Below are 17084 nucleotides of genomic sequence, written 5' to 3'. Positions count from 1 at the left end.
GCCTATGATGGGATGAGCATGGGTTCCGATTCGAGTTTTACCGGCGCATCGTCTAATGTTGCCGAGTATAGCGTTTCCGAGATTTCCGGCGCGTTAAAGCGCACGGTTGAGGATACGTTCGGGCATGTGCGCGTGCGCGGCGAAATTTCCGGCTATCGTGGTCCGCATTCGTCGGGGCATGCCTATTTCGCATTGAAAGATGATCGCGCGCGTCTCGAAGCCGTCATCTGGCGCGGTTCGATGAGTCGCCTCCGCTTCCGTCCCGAAGAGGGGATGGAAGTCATTGCTACAGGCAAACTCACGACCTATCCGGGCTCGTCGAAATACCAGATTGTCATCGAACAGATGGAGCCTGCCGGGGCTGGCGCCTTGATGGCGCTTCTGGAAGAACGCAAGCGACGGCTTGCTACTGAAGGGTTGTTTGATCCAGCAGTAAAGCAGCTTCTACCCTTTATGCCCCGTGTGATCGGAGTGGTGACTTCTCCGACCGGTGCCGTCATTCGTGATATTATCCATCGCATTGCTGATCGTTATCCGCTGCATGTCATTGTCTGGCCCGTGCGCGTGCAGGGCGAGACAAGTGGACCTGAAGTGGCCGCCGCGGTGGACGGTTTCAACGCTTTGCCCGACGAAGGGAATATTCCGAGGCCGGATGTGCTGATCGTTGCGCGGGGTGGCGGCAGTCTGGAAGACCTTTGGGGCTTCAATGACGAAATCGTCGTTCGTGCCGTTGCTGCATCGCATATACCGGTAATTTCTGCGGTCGGCCACGAAACCGACTGGACTTTGATTGATCTTGCAGCCGACATTCGTGCTCCCACGCCAACAGGCGCGGCGGAAATGGCGGTGCCTGTAAAGGCGGACCTGCTGGCAACGCTGGCGGGGCAATCCGCGCGGCTTTCGTCGGCCATGTCCCGCTTTATCGACCTTAAACGGCAAGCCCACCGTTCGGCAGCGCGAGCTCTTCCGTCGGCTGACCAGTTGCTGGCTTTGCCGCGTCGGCGTTTCGATGAAGCCGCTGCGCGCCTCACGCGGGCTCTGTTCGTCAATACGCAAAAGAAGCGGGTCCACTTTGACGGTCATGCGCGACAGTTATCGCCGCGCCTCCTTCAACGCCGGTTTACGGAACTGCAGCGCGATGTTTCCGCTCTTGGACAAAGACTGCCTCGTGCGCTCGAGGCATTCCTGCGTGAACGACGAACGGCTTTCATTCATCGGGCAAATCGCCTTTCGGCGGAGCCGATACTGCGGCGAACAAAACTTACGAGCGTTGCAATAGAACAGCTGGATCGTCGTCGCGATCAAGCCGTCCGTCTTCTCATTGAACGAGCTAAACGGCGTGGGCAGGAACTGGAGCGTCTTATGCGCACGCTTTCTTATGAAAGCGTTCTAGAGCGCGGTTTTGCGGTTGTCTTCGATGAAGAAGGGAAACCGGTGAAGCAGGCTGGATCCGTATCGGCTGGCGATGCATTGTCTATTCGGTTTCGCGACGGTGAGGTTGCCGTCGTTGCGGGTGATGAGGACGAGAGCGAGCCCGCAAAGCTTGTACAAACAAAAAAGGTTCAGTCTCCCGGCTCTGGCAATCAGGGATCGTTATTTTAGCAACAGTCAGTCGCTGTATTTTCCGTTTTCTGCTGAGATTGTTTGGCCTTAAGGCTGGCTTAAGCTTGGACGTCTTTTTCTCGCGCATCTGTCATTGTTAGAGATTCAGGATGTCGCGTAAAAAATCCCAGGACGACCTCACAAATGGCTTTGCGAAGGCTGCTTTCAGCCGTCGCGGCTTTCTTATAGGTGTAAGCGCGGTTGCGTTGTCGGGCTGTGTTTCCACGACGCAACAGCCACCTCAACCGGTGAAAAAACTGCCTGAACCTGCACCGTCGCGACCTGTGCCGCTGATGTACCAGGCGCTGCCGGAAGAACAGTTCCCGATCCCGGCTGTCGATACGAGCAAGGTTGATCCAAAATTCTGGCGGCAGGAAGTGGATTATCCAACGGACGAAGTCAGAGGCACTGTTATCGTCGATACGCCGAACAAGTATCTCTACCATGTACTCGGCAATGGGCGGGCCATGCGCTACGGTATCGGTGTCGGGCGCGATGGTTTTGCATGGGCCGGACGCGCCAAGATCGCTTATAAGCGCCAATGGCCGCGCTGGACGCCGCCGGATGAGATGGTTGCACGTCAACCTGCGCTGGAGCCTTACAGCATCGCCAATGGCGGGATGCCTCCTGGTATCAAGAATCCGCTGGGTGCAAGAGCGATGTACATTCACAAGGATGGGCGCGATACGCTCTATCGCATTCACGGATCGCCGGAAGCATGGAGCATCGGTAAAGCCGTGTCGTCGGGGTGCATTCGCATGCTCAATCAAGATGTGATTGATCTTTACAATAATGTACGCGATGGCAGCACGATTGTCGTGATACCCGATCCGAGCAAAGGCCAGCAGGTCACAAGCTGACTAAAACGAAAAGGGCGCGGATACCGCGCCCTTTTTGTTGGATGTGTTTTGCGGCTCAATGCTCAATAGGCATATTCGAGAAAGATTGGATCGACCGACCCTGCCCATACGCTGTTATATGCCTTCAGCATGCGCTCGGCATCCGTGACGCCCGCTGCTACGATTTCTTCAAGCGGCGCAAGGAAATGCGTTTCGTCATGGCCTTCGCTGTTGAGCTTGCTACGGTTCAAAAGACCGAGCCGGGAGATTTTCAAAGTCTCACGAGCGATCTGTTCCAGCGGCTTGCCCCGGAATGTCGTGTTCAAAGCTTTAGCGGGAACCTCGTTACGAAGGGCAAGGACCTCTTCGTAAGTCCAATCCTTGGTGAGAAGCTCGGCAGCAGTCAGAGCCTCTTCATCATAAAGCAGGCCGACCCAGTAGGCTGGAAGCGCACAGATGCGGCGCCACGGACCTCCATCAGCTCCCCGCATCTCAAGGAAGCGTTTCAGACGGACTTCGGGGAAAAGCGTGGAAAGGTGATTGGTCCAGTCGCCCATATTGGGAACCGGGTCGCTCACTTCACCTTTCAGCGCACCATTCATGAACTGACGGAACGTGACATGCGTACAGTCGTGATAATGGCCGTCGCGCAGGATGAAGTACATCGGTATATCAAGCGCCCATTCGACATAATCGGCAAAACCGAAGTTCTCCGAGAAGACGAACGGCAGCACGCCCGAACGCTGGTTATCGGTATCGCGCCAGATATTTGAGCGCCACGACAAAAGGTGGTTTGGCTTGCCTTCGGTGAATGGGGAGCTGGCGAAAAGTGCGGTGGCCACAGATTGCAGCTTCATCGAAACCTGCATCTTGCGGCGCATGTCGCGTTCCGAGCTGAAGTCGAGATTAACCTGAATAGTCGACGTGCGGTACATCATGTCCAGGCCTTCATGCCCGACTTTTGGCATATAGTTGGTCATGATCTTGTAACGCGATTTCGGCATGACAGGTGTTTCAGCCAAGGTCCATTTTGGACTGCCACCAACACCTAAAAATTGGATGCCCAGAGGCTCGGCAATTTCGCGGACCTGGGACAGATGCGCATTCACTTCACGACATGTCTGGTGAATGGTGGAAAGCGGTGCACCGGAAAGCTCAAACTGGCCTCCGGGTTCCAGCGAAATGGCACCCTGTCCGGTTGGCTCTACCAAGCCGATGATATTGCCTTCATCGATAATAGGCTCCCAACCAAGCGTGGCCTGCATGCCTTCGAGTATGGCTTTGATACCGCGCGGCCCCTCATAGGGAACGGGACTGTTATCGGCTGTGTAAAATGGAAATTTCTCATGCTCGGTGCCGATACGCCAGGCATCCTTGGGCTTGCATCCGCCAGCCAGATAGTTCGCCAGTTGTTCAACGCCCGTCAGTGCCGTTTCGTCAGTTGTATCGCGCGCCATGCAGTCTATCCCTAGCCTATTTTTCGCTTTTCAGCGTGATTGGACAAATTTGTCAAATCACGCAAGTCAATTCCATTGAACGTCAGATTTCGAGAACGTCATCCTGCATTCCGCCAGTCTCCGAGCACAGATTGTACCAGAGCCATCGCAGCGACAGCAGCTGTGTCGGCACGCAGGATTCGAGGGCCGAGCGGAATAGCTGTCACGAAGGGAAGATTTCGGAGCGTTTGACGTTCGTCTTCTGAGAAGCCACCTTCGGGACCAATCAACAACGCGACAGGGCCGGGCGCCATTTTCTGCAAAATGGTCAACGGATCGTCCGATTCGTACCCTTCATCGCAGAAGATCAAATGTCGGGATTTGTCCCATTGCTCAATGAAGCGGTCAAAGCGAATGGCCTCACAACATTCCGGTATGGAAAGTACGCCGCACTGTTCCGCAGCTTCTATCGCATTGGCCTTGATGCGATCGGCCCCCAGCCTTGGTACCTGAGTGTGCTGTGTGATGACAGGTTGCAGTATACCTGCGCCCATCTCGACAGCTTTCTGGACCATATAGTCCAGCCGCCCCTGTTTCAGAGGGGCGAAGCAATAAACAAGATCACTCGCTAAAGGCTGCGGACGCGTCTGTTCGAAGGGCATGAGAAACAGACGCTTTTTACCCTCCGGCTTCAGCCGTGATTTCCATTCGCCGTGGCGTCCATTGAATGCGAGAATTTCATCGCCATCTTTCAAGCGCAGGACGTGGGTGAGATAATGTGCGGCCTGCGGGGCGACCTCAATCTGGTCGCCGTCGTCGAGGTCGTTTTCAACGTATAGTCTCTGCATTTTGTAGTTTGCGCGCATGACAGCATCGATGGCAGAGGGCAGGGGCGGCGGTCAAGCGCTTTGGTAATGCATCAAGAGACAATTAATTAGCATTCCTACACAAACAATTGATGGGAAATATCATGGCAGTTGCATTTAATTAGATTGTATCCATATAGGTATGAAGCTATCTATTTGAATGGAATTGATGTGATGAAACAAACTTGGGTCGAATTCGCACCGCTTCTTGCAAGCACCGCCAGAGGATGGCGGAAAGCTTTCGATGCAGCGATGGCGGAACATGGTCTTTCCGACGCGAAAGCCATACCGCTGATGATCCTGTTGCGGCACGGAGATCGTATTCCCCAAGGTGTGCTGGCCGAACGGGTCGGTATCGAGGGAGCAACGATTGTCCGGGTTGTCGACGAGTTGGAGAAGGATGGCCTGATCCAGCGGGTTGCCGACGATGCTGATCGTCGCGTCAAGCTCATTCAACTGACAGAGGACGGTCGCGCCCTTGCCGCCAAGGTGGAAAAGTCTGCTGCCCGTCTTCGCGCCATTTTCCTCGGTGATTTCGATTCCGATGCGGTCGACATCGCCATGGAAGTGCTGCGCAAGCTGAATGAGAAGTTTCAAACACAATCTTTCTGATCGGTCGCGCGACCGGAAAGATGCGATGCATTCAACCGGTGCCCTCACAGCCATGACGAAGCCAGTCGAAACAACTCCGAAGTTCTGGGACGTAGTCTTTTCACTGAAGACTTTCGCTGCAGCCATGCTTGCGCTGTGGATCGGCCTGATGGCCAATTTGCCCAATCCTTACTGGTCCATTGCGGCTGTCTATATTGTTGCGCATCCGCTCTCAGGTGCGACGACATCAAAGGGTTTTTACCGTCTGATCGGTACGATTATCGGCGGAGCAGTGACCATTCTGTTCGTGCCGCATCTGGTCAATTCCCCTGAAATACTGACGCTGGCGATCGGTCTTTGGATGGGGCTCTGCCTTGCGATCAGCCTGCTTGATGGTACGCCGCGCAGTTATTTGTTTATGCTGGCTGGCTACACGGTGGCTATCGCGAGTTTTGCCGTTGTTTCCGTGCCTGAAACGACTTTCGACTATGCCGTGGGTCGTGTGGAAGAGATCGCAATCGGGATTATTTGCGCTGCTGTCGTCAATCGACTTGTTTTTCCACGTCACAGCGGCCCGGTGCTCGTCAGTCGTATCGATAATTGGCTGCGTGACGGCTCAAAGCTGGCGCTGGCAAGCATGCGGGGTGAAGGTGCTACACCTGAATTTCTTCGGGATCGCCAGCGTCTTGCAGCCGATGCGCTCGAGCTGCGCAATCTGACGACGCATGTTGCCTATGACACTTCATCAATCAGAAATGTCGGAACGCAGCTTCACGTTTTGCAGCAGCGTATGGTGGCTGTTCTTCCGATCATATCAAGCTTGCACGATGTGCTGGCGATGAAGCCTGGTGAAAACGAAAAGTCCTGGCATCCAGCGGTGCAGAAACTGTTGGACGAGGCCTGTGACTGGATCGAGAGCGGCGAAAACCTGACAGAGGAACGCCGTGCTGTTTTCTTGCAGTTGATCGACGAAATCGACCGGCATGGGAAGGATGCGACAAGTTGGGGTGAATTGCTGCCGTTCAATGTGGCTGCGCGCGTTCGCGATCTGGTTCAGATATGGAGCGATTGCATCACATTGCGTCAGGACATTGTTTCCGGTTCCCGACATTCGCTGCGCTGGCGTCGCTACGACGCACACTTGAAAGCTCGCCCTATGCATCGGGACTACGGCATGGCCTTCCTGTCTGGCTTTTCCGCCTTTCTGGCAACTTGTGTAGCGACTGCATTCTGGATTGCGAGCGGCTGGTCTCAAGGCAGTGCTGCAGCCATGATGGCCGGTATTTTCTGCTGCATCTTCGCAACCATGGATGATCCGGTGCCGGTCATGCGCAAGTTCAACTGGCTGCTTTTGATTGTCATCGTTGCCGCCTTCATTTTTGAGTTTGCGTTGCTGCCACTTGTGGATGGGTTCTTCCCGCTGGTTCTGGTGCTGGGACTGTTCCTCATCCCGGCAGGCTTGCTGCTTGCCATTCCTTCGCAATTTTTGCTCGGCATGGTGCTCTGCGTGAACTTGCCGAACATGCTCATGCTGCAGGGCCATCTGACCCACGATTTTGTCAGCTTTGCCAATGCCAATCTGGCCACCGTAGTGGGGATCGTAATCGCTGCCGTAGTGACTTCAATTGTCCGGTCTGTCGGTGCTGAATGGAGCGTACGCCGCCTGATCAAGGCGGGTTGGAACGATATTGCACTTGCTGCCGAACGGCGTCCTGGACGTTATCGTCGCCAGCGCATGAATCGCCTTTTGCTCCGGATGATCGACCGTATCGGCATGATGACCCCGCGTCTCGCGCTGGTCCCGGCGGCAGATGTCGCGAAGGTCGATCTGTTGCGCGATCTGCGAAACGGCATGAACACGATTGATCTCCAGCAATACCGCTCCAAACTGCCCGAAAACTGTCGGCCAGCTGTCGATGAAGTGCTGGATGGTGTTGGCGCGCATTACCGAGCCTTGGCCAACAAGCCACAGGAGGCAGGTGAAATCGACAGAAACCTGCTCACCTCCATTGATACGGCAATCACGACCATTATCGAGAGCGGATCGCCAGCAATAGCCAAACGTACGCGAATGGCGCTGGTCGCCCTTCGCTTCAATCTGTTTCCGAAAGCGCCACCTTTTGCCTTGCCGCCGCGTCCACTCATGGAACTCCCGCAAGCAGCCTAAGACAACGATGTGATTTGTGATGCAACCTGAACTCGATATCTACGGAATTTACATTCCGACCCTCGGCGTGCTGGCGCTTGGCGCTTATTTTGCAAATACGGTCATGCAACGCCTTTTGGCGCGGGCACGCCTTTATCGTTTCGTCTGGCATCGGCCTTTGTTCGATGCTGCGATGTATTTTTGTATTCTCGGTGTCGCCGCCGTCATTCTCAATGGAATACCGCTATGAAAAAGCTCTTTGCACATTCAGGCCGTGTCTTTGTAACCGTCGTCATGGTCACGATGGCAGGGCTCCTCGGTTGGCATTTGTGGGATTACTACATGAACGCGCCATGGACACGCGATGGCAAAATTCGTGCCGATGTCGTGCGCGTTGCGCCGGATGTCTCGGGCCTTGTTGGCGAAGTGCTCGTCCACGACAATGCGACTGTTCATCAGGGCGACGTTATCTTTCGCATCGATCAGGCCCGTTACAAGCTCGCCCTGCAAACAACGGAAGCAAAGGTTGATAGCAGCAAGGCGGCACTTGATATGGCAAACCGCGATCTGGTCCGCTATCGCCAGCTTAACGACACGACCGTGACACGCCAGAAACTGGAGCAGATTGAAACGACGGCCCAGCAAGCGGAAGCTTCCTATCGGCAGGCGCAACTGGATCGCGATCTTGCAGCACTCAATCTCGATAGATCGTCGGTAAAAGCGCCCGTCAACGGTGTGATTACCAACTTCTCGCTTCAGCCGGGTGATTACGTCTCCGCAGGCTCAGCGGTGACTGCCTTGGTGGATACGGACTCGTTCTACGTTTCTGGCTATTTTGAAGAGAACAAACTCGAGCGTATCCAGATTGGTGACCCGGTAGTGGTCGATATCATGGGCAGCAAAGTGCAACTCAAAGGAAAGGTTGAAGGCATCGCTGGAGGTATTGAAGATCGTGAGCGTAGCGATTCTTCCAGCTTGCTTGCGAATGTTTCGCCGACCTTCAACTGGGTGCGTCTGGCACAACGTGTGCCAGTGCGTGTGAAACTTGAAGAGGTGCCGGACAGTGTCCATCTCGTTGCTGGCCGAACGGTCAGCGTTTCGGTGGTGAACTGATTTAAAGGCCCGGCTGTCGTCCGGGCTTTTTCCATGTTAGCAAAGACAAAAGCGGTTGGGGATTTCTCATGGGTGTGCTGGTTGTCCAGAACTACGATGGGTCCGGATTGGGGCAGATCGAACCAATTTTGTCGGATGCTGGGCATTCGATTGATCTGCGTCATCCCTACAACGGCGATTCACTACCCTCCGATGACAATGGCTATCAAGCCTTGATCGTTCTTGGTGGTGAGCAAAATGCGCTTGCCGACGATGAGTGTCCTTATTTCCCCCATTTACTCGAGCTTATACGCCAGTTCGGCGGTCGCGATAAGGCCGTTCTGGGCATTTGTCTGGGCAGCCAGCTCGTGGCTCGTGCTTATGGTGGGGAGAATATTCTGGATCGCCCGATGGAATTCGGCTGGCAAGAAATTCGACTTACCGAGGAGGGTAAAAGCGATCCGGTCTTGTCTGCCGCGGGTGACATCTTTCCAATCTTTCATTGGCATCGCGATACGTTTTCGCTTCCGAAGCAAGCTTTGCATATGGCGATAAGCGATATGACACCTCATCAGGCTTATCGCATTGGACGCGCAGTCTATGGCACGCAATTCCATTTCGAGGCGAACACGCAGCTTGTGGCGGAGTGGAATGACCAGCTAAGCGAACTGATCGCGGGTTTCGCGCCGGATTGGGCGTTACAATATCCAGAGCTTGCAAAGAAGTTCGGAGCGCAGGCGGATGCCGCAGGTGCTGCATTAGCCAAGGCGTGGGTAAACCAAATCTAGAGGCCTCGTAACTGCGTCTTAACCTTAAGTCGAAGTATCGCGTTGCCGCTTTGCCACAGCGTTCAACCAATTCGGTTTTTCAAGAGAAAAGCGGTGGCTTGGCTGGAACCGTTCAGTTGCGGGTAACTTTTTTCGGGTGTAACTGAACGCCGTCTCCCCCGGGCAGCAACCGAATGAGCAAGGCTGATCGCCATGCTCTCAAGTGGCGGCTCGTCTACCGAACTTTATCCGGCCACCGTCGAAAGAGTTTCCGAATATGACCGCCAAGCATGCCGCTCTTCTCACCGTCCTGATGGTTTCCGCGATTGTATTCATGGCGGTCGGCATATTCACCGTCGATGCGGGCAACAACGCGATGTCTACTGACGGTTATGGCATTTCCAGCGCTCATTGAGCGCGTACTAGCTAGCTTCAATAAAACGTTTTTCAGAGCCGTCGATCACGATGGCTGATAGCTGCCCACTTCTCCATGCATATGTATCGAGATTGACCCTGTTGGGTTGAATATCGATAGCGCTTTGCGGTGTATGCCCGTGGATGATGACCTTTTCGAAGGGCTCAGTCCATTTGAGGAAAGCTGTGCGAATCCAGATCAATTCTTCCGGGTCTTGTGCATCCAGCGGCACGGCAGGGTTTATGCCTGCATGACAGAAGAAGAATTCGCCAAAAGCGACTGAGCGCGGCATGGCGCGAATGAAGTCGATATGGTTTTGGGGGACGGCCTCGACGAGCGCGGCATGACCTCGGTGCGCTGAATCTGCATCAGTAAAATCAATTTCTACACTGTAGGAGCGGGCGGTATCAATGCCACCGTGGAGTGCGAATATCCCGGCAACATCTCCCGTTGCTAGATAGGTAAGAAAACCGTCGTCGTGATTGCCCAACAGCGAAAGGACGCGCTTATCCCGACGTGACACATCAGTCAGAAAATCCAGCACTTCTTTCGAGCGCGGACCGCGATCGATATAATCACCAAGATGAATGATACGCCAGTCGTGAGCGGGGCGGTGGTCAAGGTCGGCGCGGATCAGCCCGTGCATATCCTGCAACAAGTCGAGGCGGCCATGTACGTCGCCGATGGCATAAAGGCGGATACCGTCGGGTCCTTTGGCATCCTTGAAAACTACGCCGTTCATTCGCTATCATTTTCCTTCATGTCCTTGCCTGACTTCGCACCCGCCCGCTGCCGATAGCGCAGACGCGAGACACGTTCGCGTTCTTCGTGAAGCTCGCGATCATGCGTGGCCTGTTCCACGAAACGAATGTGCTTTCGAACCGCTTCGCGTGCTGCTTGCGGATTACCGGCCATGACGGCATCGTAAATGGCGCGGTGCTGCGATAGAAACATGTCGGCGACACCGGGATAGCTGTAAATTAGGCTGCGATTGTAAAAAACGCCATCCTTCAGAAGTTGATAGCAAGACCGCAGGGTGTGCAGCAGAACGATGTTGTGTGCTGCTTCACCAATAGCATTGTGCAATTCCACATCGAGGCGTGCCTCCGTGTCGAAGTCGCTGACGCCATGAGCCTTTTCCATGGCCTCCATGATCTCGGTCAAAAGCGCTTTGTCAGCTGGTGTAGCTCGAAGTGCTGCATATTCTGCGGCAATGCTTTCGATTTCCCGGCGATATTCGAGATAGTCTGCGGTCGCCTTGCGATGATCGGCAAAAAGCTTGACCACGGGGGCGCTGAATACCTGTCCGATCACGTCTGCAACGAATGTTCCTCCACCATGACGAGAGATGAGGAGTTCGGCAGTCTCAAGCCTTTTTAGAGCATCGCGCAATATCGGGCGAGATATATCGAACTGGCGCGCCAGTTCACGCTCGCCGGGAAGCCGGTCGCCACCGCGCAGAACACCTTCGAGAATGAGCGTTTCGATCTGATGCACAACGTCGTCTGCCGTGCGGCTTGCCTGTATGCGTGAAAAAATTGTTTCGGCCATGCCGTCTGAAGCCCTCTCCATAACGGCGGCAAATTAGCCTTTAGGTCGATGCCCGGCAACGGAATATATTGAAAAGGAAAGTCCGATCGATGATGCGACCGGGCTTTCGGAATATATGATCAAAAAAATGATCAGGCTTTTTTGCGCTTGCGTGTAGCTACGAGTACGAAAAGACCTGCGACAAAGCCGTACATAGCCCATTTAAACGGGAGAGCGTCAGCGGTTTCGCTGCGGATCGGAAGTACAGTCACAGTGCCGGGGCGGCTTTCTACGCCCGATTTGCCTTCGGCTTTAGCTTGTTCGATCTGTTGTGGAGAAACGACCCATTCGGCGCCACGTGATTTGTCATAGAACATGAAACCACAGCCGACGATAACGGCGACGATGATTGCTAGAATAAAACGTAAAGGTGTGTTCATCATTTTTCCCAGAAAATCAGGACAACGGGAGAAAATCATCCGATTCGCTTGAATAACGGATTGCGGAATATTTAAGCCTTTTAGAATCAAAAGCTTAGTTAGCTTTATATGCTGGCACACTAATATAGCGCGCGCGACTTATTAACCGACGAATGAAAGCCAGTCTATTTCTTTGCTACTTCGTGCGGAGATGCGCCGCTTTCCCAGTAAGGAACAGGGCCATAAAGATCTGCCAGATAGTCGATGAACAGTCTGACCTTTGCCGGGAGGAACTGTTTCGACGGATAGACGGCATGAATTGCAACGTTGCGAGATGCGGCATAGTCGGGCAGAACCTGCACCAACTTGCCTGCTGCAAGTTCTGGGCCGATATCCCAGGTCGAGCGTTGCGCTATGCCGAGGCCTGCCAGGACTGCCTCGCGTACCATTTCGCTGGAATTGGTTTGCAGTGGCCCCACTGGGCGAATGACGATGGGGCCTTTGGGGCCTTCCAGTCGCCAGGGGTCGTTGTTGTGCGGTGCCAGACAGATATGGTCCTGCAAGTCCTCAATCGTCTGTGGTGTACCGCGTTCCGCGATATAGCCGGGTGAAGCGACGAGAATACGACGCACGGGTGCGAGACGGCGTGCGACGAGGGTTGAATCGGAAAGTTCGGCGATCCGAATGGCAAGATCGTATCCATCGCCCACAATGTCGACCATCTCGTCGGTGAGCTGCATATTGACGGTAAGGTCTGCGTTGGCGCGCATGAACGGCACGAGATAGGGCGCAATGTGCATGCGACCGAAAGTCGTAGGGGCTGAAATTTTCAATGTACCGCGCGCATCGGCAGAACGGCGGGCAACAAAGGCTTCAGCTTCTTCGATGTTGGAGAGAATGGCCAGAACCCGCTCATGATAACCCTGCCCGGCCTCAGTCAACGCGATCTGGCGTGTCGTTCGTTGAAGCAGTCGGGTTCCGAGTCGCTCTTCCAGTCGTCCCAGACGTTTTGAGACGACCGCTGGCGAGAGGCCCAGATCGCGAGCGGCTGCTGACATGCTGCCCGTTGCCACGACGCGGGCAAAGATTTCCATATCCGCCAGACTGCTCATCATGTTCTGCTATCCCACTCATTGCCGTGCTTTGCTAAAGCTTTGGGTTTAAAGCATCTAGCCGAGCGCTAGGAAACTAGGCAAGCAATTATGCCGCAGTGTGAAAACTGTTTAGCCGCTGACTAAAGTGGTAAAAATGATTTACCACTTGACGAGAATGGTGCGGAGTGCACTTTGACCACATAAGTGGTGGAGGAGAATATGAGCGGACTCATCATGCCGGAGCCGGACGCGTCCGTCATGCAGCGGCGCGAGCAGATCGTTGCAGACTTGCGCGACATCGTGCCGGGTGAAGGCGTTGTGGATGCTATCAATGCAATGCGCGTGTTTGAGAGCGATGGCCTGACTGCGCACCGTTCGTTGCCGTTGGTCGTTGTGCTGCCAGAAACGGTTGATCAGGTTTCGCAGGTTTTGCGCTATTGTCACGATAACAACGTTCGTGTCGTGCCACGGGGAGCGGGTACATCACTGTCCGGCGGTTCCATGCCGCTGCAGGATGCGGTTTTGCTTGGCATGTCGCGCTTCAATCGCATTCTTGAAATCGATTATCCGAACCGCGTCGCTGTGGTGCAGCCAGGCGTGACCAATCTCGGCATTACCAAGGCTGTTGAACACGAGGGGTTTTATTATGCGCCTGATCCCTCGTCACAGATTGCCTGTTCCATCGGTGGCAACGTCGCGGAAAATGCGGGTGGTGTGCATTGCCTTAAATACGGTCTGACCGCCAATAATGTGCTCGGCATCGAAATGGTGCTTATCACCGGAGAAGTTATCCGGCTTGGCGGTAAGCATCTCGACAGCGAGGGTTATGATCTTCTCGGTCTGATGACCGGCTCAGAAGGACTGCTCGGTGTCGTGACAGAGATTACGGTCCGTATCCTGCAGAAACCGGAAACGGCGCGTGCAGTCATGGTCGGCTTTCCCTCCAGCGAGCAAGCCGGTCAGTGTGTCGCTGACATCATCGGCGCAGGCATCATTCCCGGCGGCATGGAGATGATGGACAGGCCAGCCATCAAGGCCGCCGAAGATTTCGTGCGGGTCGGTTATCCGCTCGATGTTGAAGCGCTGCTGATCGTCGAACTTGATGGACCGCCCGTCGAAGTGGACTATCTGATAGGTCGGGTCGAAGCACTGGCGCTTACAAACGGTTCCACAACCTGCATTCTGTCGCAGTCGGAAGAACAACGTCTGGCTTTCTGGGCAGGCCGGAAGGCGGCTTTTCCGGCGGTGGGGCGCATTTCGCCCGACTATCTTTGCATGGACGGCACCATTCCGCGCAAAGAGCTGCCGCGTGTTCTGTCCGGGATGCGCGAACTTTCCGAGAAATATGGATTGCGGGTGGCCAATGTGTTCCACGCGGGCGACGGCAACCTGCATCCGCTTATCCTCTATGATGCGAATATTCCTGGCGAACTGGAAGCTGCGGAAGATTTTGGCGCGGACATTTTGCGCCTTTGCGTGAAAGTCGGTGGTGTTCTCACTGGCGAACATGGAGTAGGCATCGAAAAGCGCGATCTGATGCCGGAAATGTTCAACGAGATCGATCTTGACCAGCAGATGCGTGTCAAATGTGCTTTCGATGCCAAGCACCTTCTTAATCCCGGCAAGGTCTTTCCGCAATTACGCCGCTGCGCCGAGCTTGGTCGTATGCATGTGCATCGCGGCGAGCTGGCCTTCCCGGATATTCCCCGATTCTGAGTTGTGGTTTGATCATGAGCGATGCAAATATTCTAAAGCCGCAGGATGAGGCGGGCGTTCTGGAGGCGGTGCAGGATGCACTGGCCAGTTCTACGCCGCTGGAAATCATCGGCCACGGCTCCAAACGCGGCATCGGACACAGGGTTGATGCCGGTCGCGTGCTCGACGTTTCCAAACTGTCGGGCGTGACCTTGTATGAGCCGGACGAACTGGTGCTCTCGGCAAAGGCCGGAACGCCGATGGCCGAGATCGAAAGGCTTTTGGCCGACAACAATCAGTGCTTTCATTTCGAGCCTATGGATTACGGTCCGTTGCTTTCGGGTGAGAGCGGTCGCGGTACGATCGGCGGAGTGCTTGCCGCCAATCTGTCCGGTCCGCGCCGTCTCAAGGCAGGTGCTGCCCGCGATCATGTGCTTGGGGTACGCGTCGTGTCCGGGCGTGGCGAATTGTTCAAATCTGGTGGTCGCGTGGTCAAGAACGTGACGGGCTATGATTTGTCCAAAGGCATGGCTAATTCCTGGGGCACACTGGGCGTTGCCACCGAGGTGACGTTCAAGGTTCTGCCGAAGCCGGAAACGGCGGCAACGCTTGCCGTGCGCGGTCTGACCGACGAACAGGCGGCGCGTGTCATGGCAATGGCTATGGGATCGCGAGAGGAAGTCGCTTCCGCTGCGCATCTGCCACCGACCGTTGCCAATCGCTTCCTTGACGGTAAGCTCGGCTGGGATGCGGCAACCGTGCTGCGGCTCGAAGGCTTTGCACCTTCGGTCGAGCACCGTAGTCGGCAATTGCAGGCGCTGCTGGGCCAATCGGGTGAAGTCGAGATGCTTGATGGGCAGCAGTCGCATCGGCTCTGGCGTGAAGTGCGCGACGTCCTGCCTTATGCCAATGCAGGAGACAATCGCGCCGTCTGGCGCGTTTCGATGACGCCGATGCAAGGCTGGCGTATGGTGGACGAGTTCCGGCGTTATGCAGGTGTCGATGCCTATTACGACTGGCAGGGTGGGCTGATCTGGATGCGGATGGAAGCGGACCCGGAAGCGCAAACTTTGCGCAAGCTGATTACCAAATATGGCGGTGGCCATGCGACGCTCGTGCGCGCATCGGAACATATTCGCGCAAGCAATGCAGTGTTCGAGCCGCAACCGGCAGCACTTGCAGCGCTTTCTCAGCGGTTGAAGCAGCAATTCGATCCAGAAAATATCCTCAATCCGGGGCGTATGCATCCCCGTCAGGCCGGAGCTTGAAGCCATGCAGACCCATTTCAGCCCCGATCAACTGCGCGATCCCGGCGTCAGTGAAGCCGAAAAAATCTTGCGCAAATGCGTGCATTGCGGCTTCTGTACCGCAACATGCCCGACCTATGTGACGCTCGGCAACGAACTCGACAGCCCGCGTGGCCGCATCTATCTCATCAAGGATATGCTGGAAAACGGCCGCCCGGCGGATGAGGAAATCGTGCGCCATGTTGACCGCTGCCTGTCCTGCCTTTCCTGCATGACGACATGTCCTTCCGGGGTCAACTATATGCATTTGGTCGATCATGCGCGGGCGCATATCGAAAAGACCTATAAGCGCCCATTTATGAACCGCTTCCTCCGTGGGGTTCTGGCGCAGGTGCTGCCCTATCCGGGGCGCTTCCGTGCAGCACTAAAGCTTGCGAAGATCGGCAAGCCGTTTGCGCCGCTTTTGCGAAAGAGCCAGGCCTTGCGACCGATGGCGGCAATGCTCGATCTTGCTCCACAAAAGTTGCCAGCCGCCGCCAATGTTGAAACGATCAGTGCCGCCAAGGGCGAGAAGCGAGGTCGAGTGGCGATCCTCAATGGCTGCGCCCAACCTGTGCTCAATCCCGGCATCAACGCTGCAACCTTGCGTCTTCTGAATCGCTTTGGCATTGAAGTCATCACACCGAAAGGCGAAGGTTGCTGCGGTTCGCTGGTCCATCATATGGGCCGCGAGGAGCAGGCGCTTGAACAGGCGCGGCACAATGTCGATGTCTGGACGCGTGAGATCGAAGCGGGCGGTCTCGATGCGATCATCGTCACGGCGTCCGGCTGCGGCACGACGATCAAGGATTATGGTTACATGCTGCGGCTTGATCCGGCCTATCAGGACAAGGCTGCGCGCGTGTCGGCGCTGGCAAAGGACATCACCGAATATCTCACCGGCATCGATCTGCCGGAACCCGATGCGCCGCAGGCGCTGACAGTCGCCTATCACTCGGCCTGCTCGATGCAGCACGGGCAGAAAATTGTGCGGCAGCCGAAAGACCTGCTGTCAAAAGCGGGCTTCACGGTGAAGGAACCGCTGGAAGGGCATCTGTGCTGCGGATCGGCTGGCACCTATAACATCATGCAGCCGGAGATTGCCGCCAAGCTGCGTGACCGCAAGGTAAAGAACATTGAGGCGACAGGCGCCGATCTGATCGCTACCGGCAATATCGGCTGCATGACCCAGATCGCCACTGGCAGCCAGCTACCCATCGTGCACACGGTGGAACTGATCGACTGGGCCTATGGTGGGCCGAAGCCTCAGGGATTGTCACAAATAGCTGCATAAAAAAACCGGGCA

General features: G+C 55.3%; 17 protein-coding genes. 11 read left to right on the top strand and 6 right to left on the bottom strand.

Features of this window, described 5'->3' with window-relative positions:
• Positions 1-18 precede the first annotated feature (18 nt).
• On the top strand, positions 19-1602 hold the full coding sequence (gene xseA, locus KWJ32_RS09780; protein ID WP_011982723.1) for an exodeoxyribonuclease VII large subunit: 1584 nt from the start codon (positions 19-21) through the stop codon (positions 1600-1602).
• A gap of 110 nt (positions 1603-1712) precedes the next feature.
• Entirely contained in the window at positions 1713-2462 is a 750-nt protein-coding gene (locus tag KWJ32_RS09775) for a L,D-transpeptidase (protein WP_010660962.1), read from the top strand.
• 62 nt (positions 2463-2524) lie between these two features.
• Here KWJ32_RS09775 and KWJ32_RS09770 read toward each other — a convergent pair whose 3' ends face one another.
• Entirely contained in the window at positions 2525-3898 is a 1374-nt protein-coding gene (locus tag KWJ32_RS09770) for a glutamate--cysteine ligase (protein ID WP_011982724.1), read from the bottom strand.
• A gap of 98 nt (positions 3899-3996) precedes the next feature.
• Positions 3997-4743 carry a 16S rRNA (uracil(1498)-N(3))-methyltransferase gene (locus KWJ32_RS09765; RefSeq protein ID WP_011982725.1) on the bottom strand — a complete coding sequence of 249 codons (747 nt, stop codon included), beginning with the start codon at positions 4741-4743 and terminating at the stop codon, positions 3997-3999.
• Between the two features lie 174 nt (positions 4744-4917).
• On the opposite strand from KWJ32_RS09765, the gene KWJ32_RS09760 reads away from it, so the two are divergent.
• The 6 genes from KWJ32_RS09760 (at position 4918) to KWJ32_RS09735 (ending at position 9754) form a co-directional block, all read left to right on the top strand.
• On the top strand, positions 4918-5355 hold the full coding sequence (locus KWJ32_RS09760) for a MarR family transcriptional regulator (RefSeq protein WP_010660965.1): 438 nt from the start codon (positions 4918-4920) through the stop codon (positions 5353-5355).
• A 52-nt stretch (positions 5356-5407) separates the two neighbouring features.
• Entirely contained in the window at positions 5408-7501 is a 2094-nt protein-coding gene (locus KWJ32_RS09755) for an FUSC family protein (RefSeq protein ID WP_011982726.1), read from the top strand.
• Positions 7502-7520: 19 nt separating this feature from the next.
• Positions 7521-7730 carry a DUF1656 domain-containing protein gene (locus KWJ32_RS09750; RefSeq protein ID WP_010660967.1) on the top strand — a complete coding sequence of 70 codons (210 nt, stop codon included), beginning with the start codon at positions 7521-7523 and terminating at the stop codon, positions 7728-7730.
• Positions 7727-8593 carry an HlyD family secretion protein gene (locus KWJ32_RS09745; protein WP_011982727.1) on the top strand — a complete coding sequence of 289 codons (867 nt, stop codon included), beginning with the start codon at positions 7727-7729 and terminating at the stop codon, positions 8591-8593. The genes KWJ32_RS09750 and KWJ32_RS09745 overlap by 4 nt, the downstream gene beginning before the upstream one ends.
• Positions 8594-8661: 68 nt before the next feature.
• Positions 8662-9360 carry a type 1 glutamine amidotransferase gene (locus KWJ32_RS09740; RefSeq protein ID WP_011982728.1) on the top strand — a complete coding sequence of 233 codons (699 nt, stop codon included), beginning with the start codon at positions 8662-8664 and terminating at the stop codon, positions 9358-9360.
• Between the two features lie 256 nt (positions 9361-9616).
• A complete protein-coding gene (locus KWJ32_RS09735; RefSeq protein WP_010660970.1) occupies positions 9617-9754 on the top strand; it encodes a hypothetical protein in 138 nt (45 codons plus the stop codon).
• A 7-nt stretch (positions 9755-9761) separates the two neighbouring features.
• Here KWJ32_RS09735 and KWJ32_RS09730 read toward each other — a convergent pair whose 3' ends face one another.
• From KWJ32_RS09730 to KWJ32_RS09715, 4 genes are all read right to left on the bottom strand, one after another.
• Positions 9762-10496 carry a metallophosphoesterase gene (locus tag KWJ32_RS09730; protein WP_011982729.1) on the bottom strand — a complete coding sequence of 245 codons (735 nt, stop codon included), beginning with the start codon at positions 10494-10496 and terminating at the stop codon, positions 9762-9764.
• On the bottom strand, positions 10493-11305 hold the full coding sequence (locus tag KWJ32_RS09725; protein WP_011982730.1) for an FCD domain-containing protein: 813 nt from the start codon (positions 11303-11305) through the stop codon (positions 10493-10495). Before KWJ32_RS09725 ends, KWJ32_RS09730 begins: the two co-directional genes overlap by 4 nt.
• A 131-nt stretch (positions 11306-11436) precedes the next feature.
• Positions 11437-11724 (bottom strand): hypothetical protein, encoded by a 288-nt coding sequence (locus KWJ32_RS09720; RefSeq protein WP_010660973.1) that lies wholly within the window; start codon positions 11722-11724, stop codon positions 11437-11439.
• A gap of 164 nt (positions 11725-11888) precedes the next feature.
• Positions 11889-12818, bottom strand: coding sequence for a LysR family transcriptional regulator (locus KWJ32_RS09715; RefSeq protein WP_010660974.1), 930 nt, complete (start codon positions 12816-12818; stop codon positions 11889-11891).
• 198 nt (positions 12819-13016) lie between these two features.
• Between KWJ32_RS09715 and KWJ32_RS09710 the strand changes: the two genes are divergently transcribed.
• From KWJ32_RS09710 to glcF, 3 genes are read left to right on the top strand one after another with little or no spacing between them, the layout of a single operon-like run.
• The gene (locus tag KWJ32_RS09710; RefSeq protein WP_011982731.1) at positions 13017-14513 is read left to right on the top strand and encodes an FAD-linked oxidase C-terminal domain-containing protein; all 1497 of its coding nucleotides are present in this window, start codon (positions 13017-13019) and stop codon (positions 14511-14513) included.
• A gap of 14 nt (positions 14514-14527) precedes the next feature.
• Positions 14528-15760, top strand: coding sequence for a glycolate oxidase subunit GlcE (glcE, locus tag KWJ32_RS09705; protein WP_011982732.1), 1233 nt, complete (start codon positions 14528-14530; stop codon positions 15758-15760).
• A gap of 4 nt (positions 15761-15764) precedes the next feature.
• Positions 15765-17072 carry a glycolate oxidase subunit GlcF gene (glcF, locus tag KWJ32_RS09695; RefSeq protein ID WP_011982733.1) on the top strand — a complete coding sequence of 436 codons (1308 nt, stop codon included), beginning with the start codon at positions 15765-15767 and terminating at the stop codon, positions 17070-17072.
• Positions 17073-17084 lie beyond the last annotated feature (12 nt).

Source organism: Ochrobactrum sp. BTU2 (assembly GCF_024539785.1).
Lineage (GTDB): Bacteria > Pseudomonadota > Alphaproteobacteria > Rhizobiales > Rhizobiaceae > Brucella > Brucella anthropi.
Note: the sequence above shows the minus strand (reverse complement) of the source record. Positions and strands in the feature narration are given on the sequence as shown.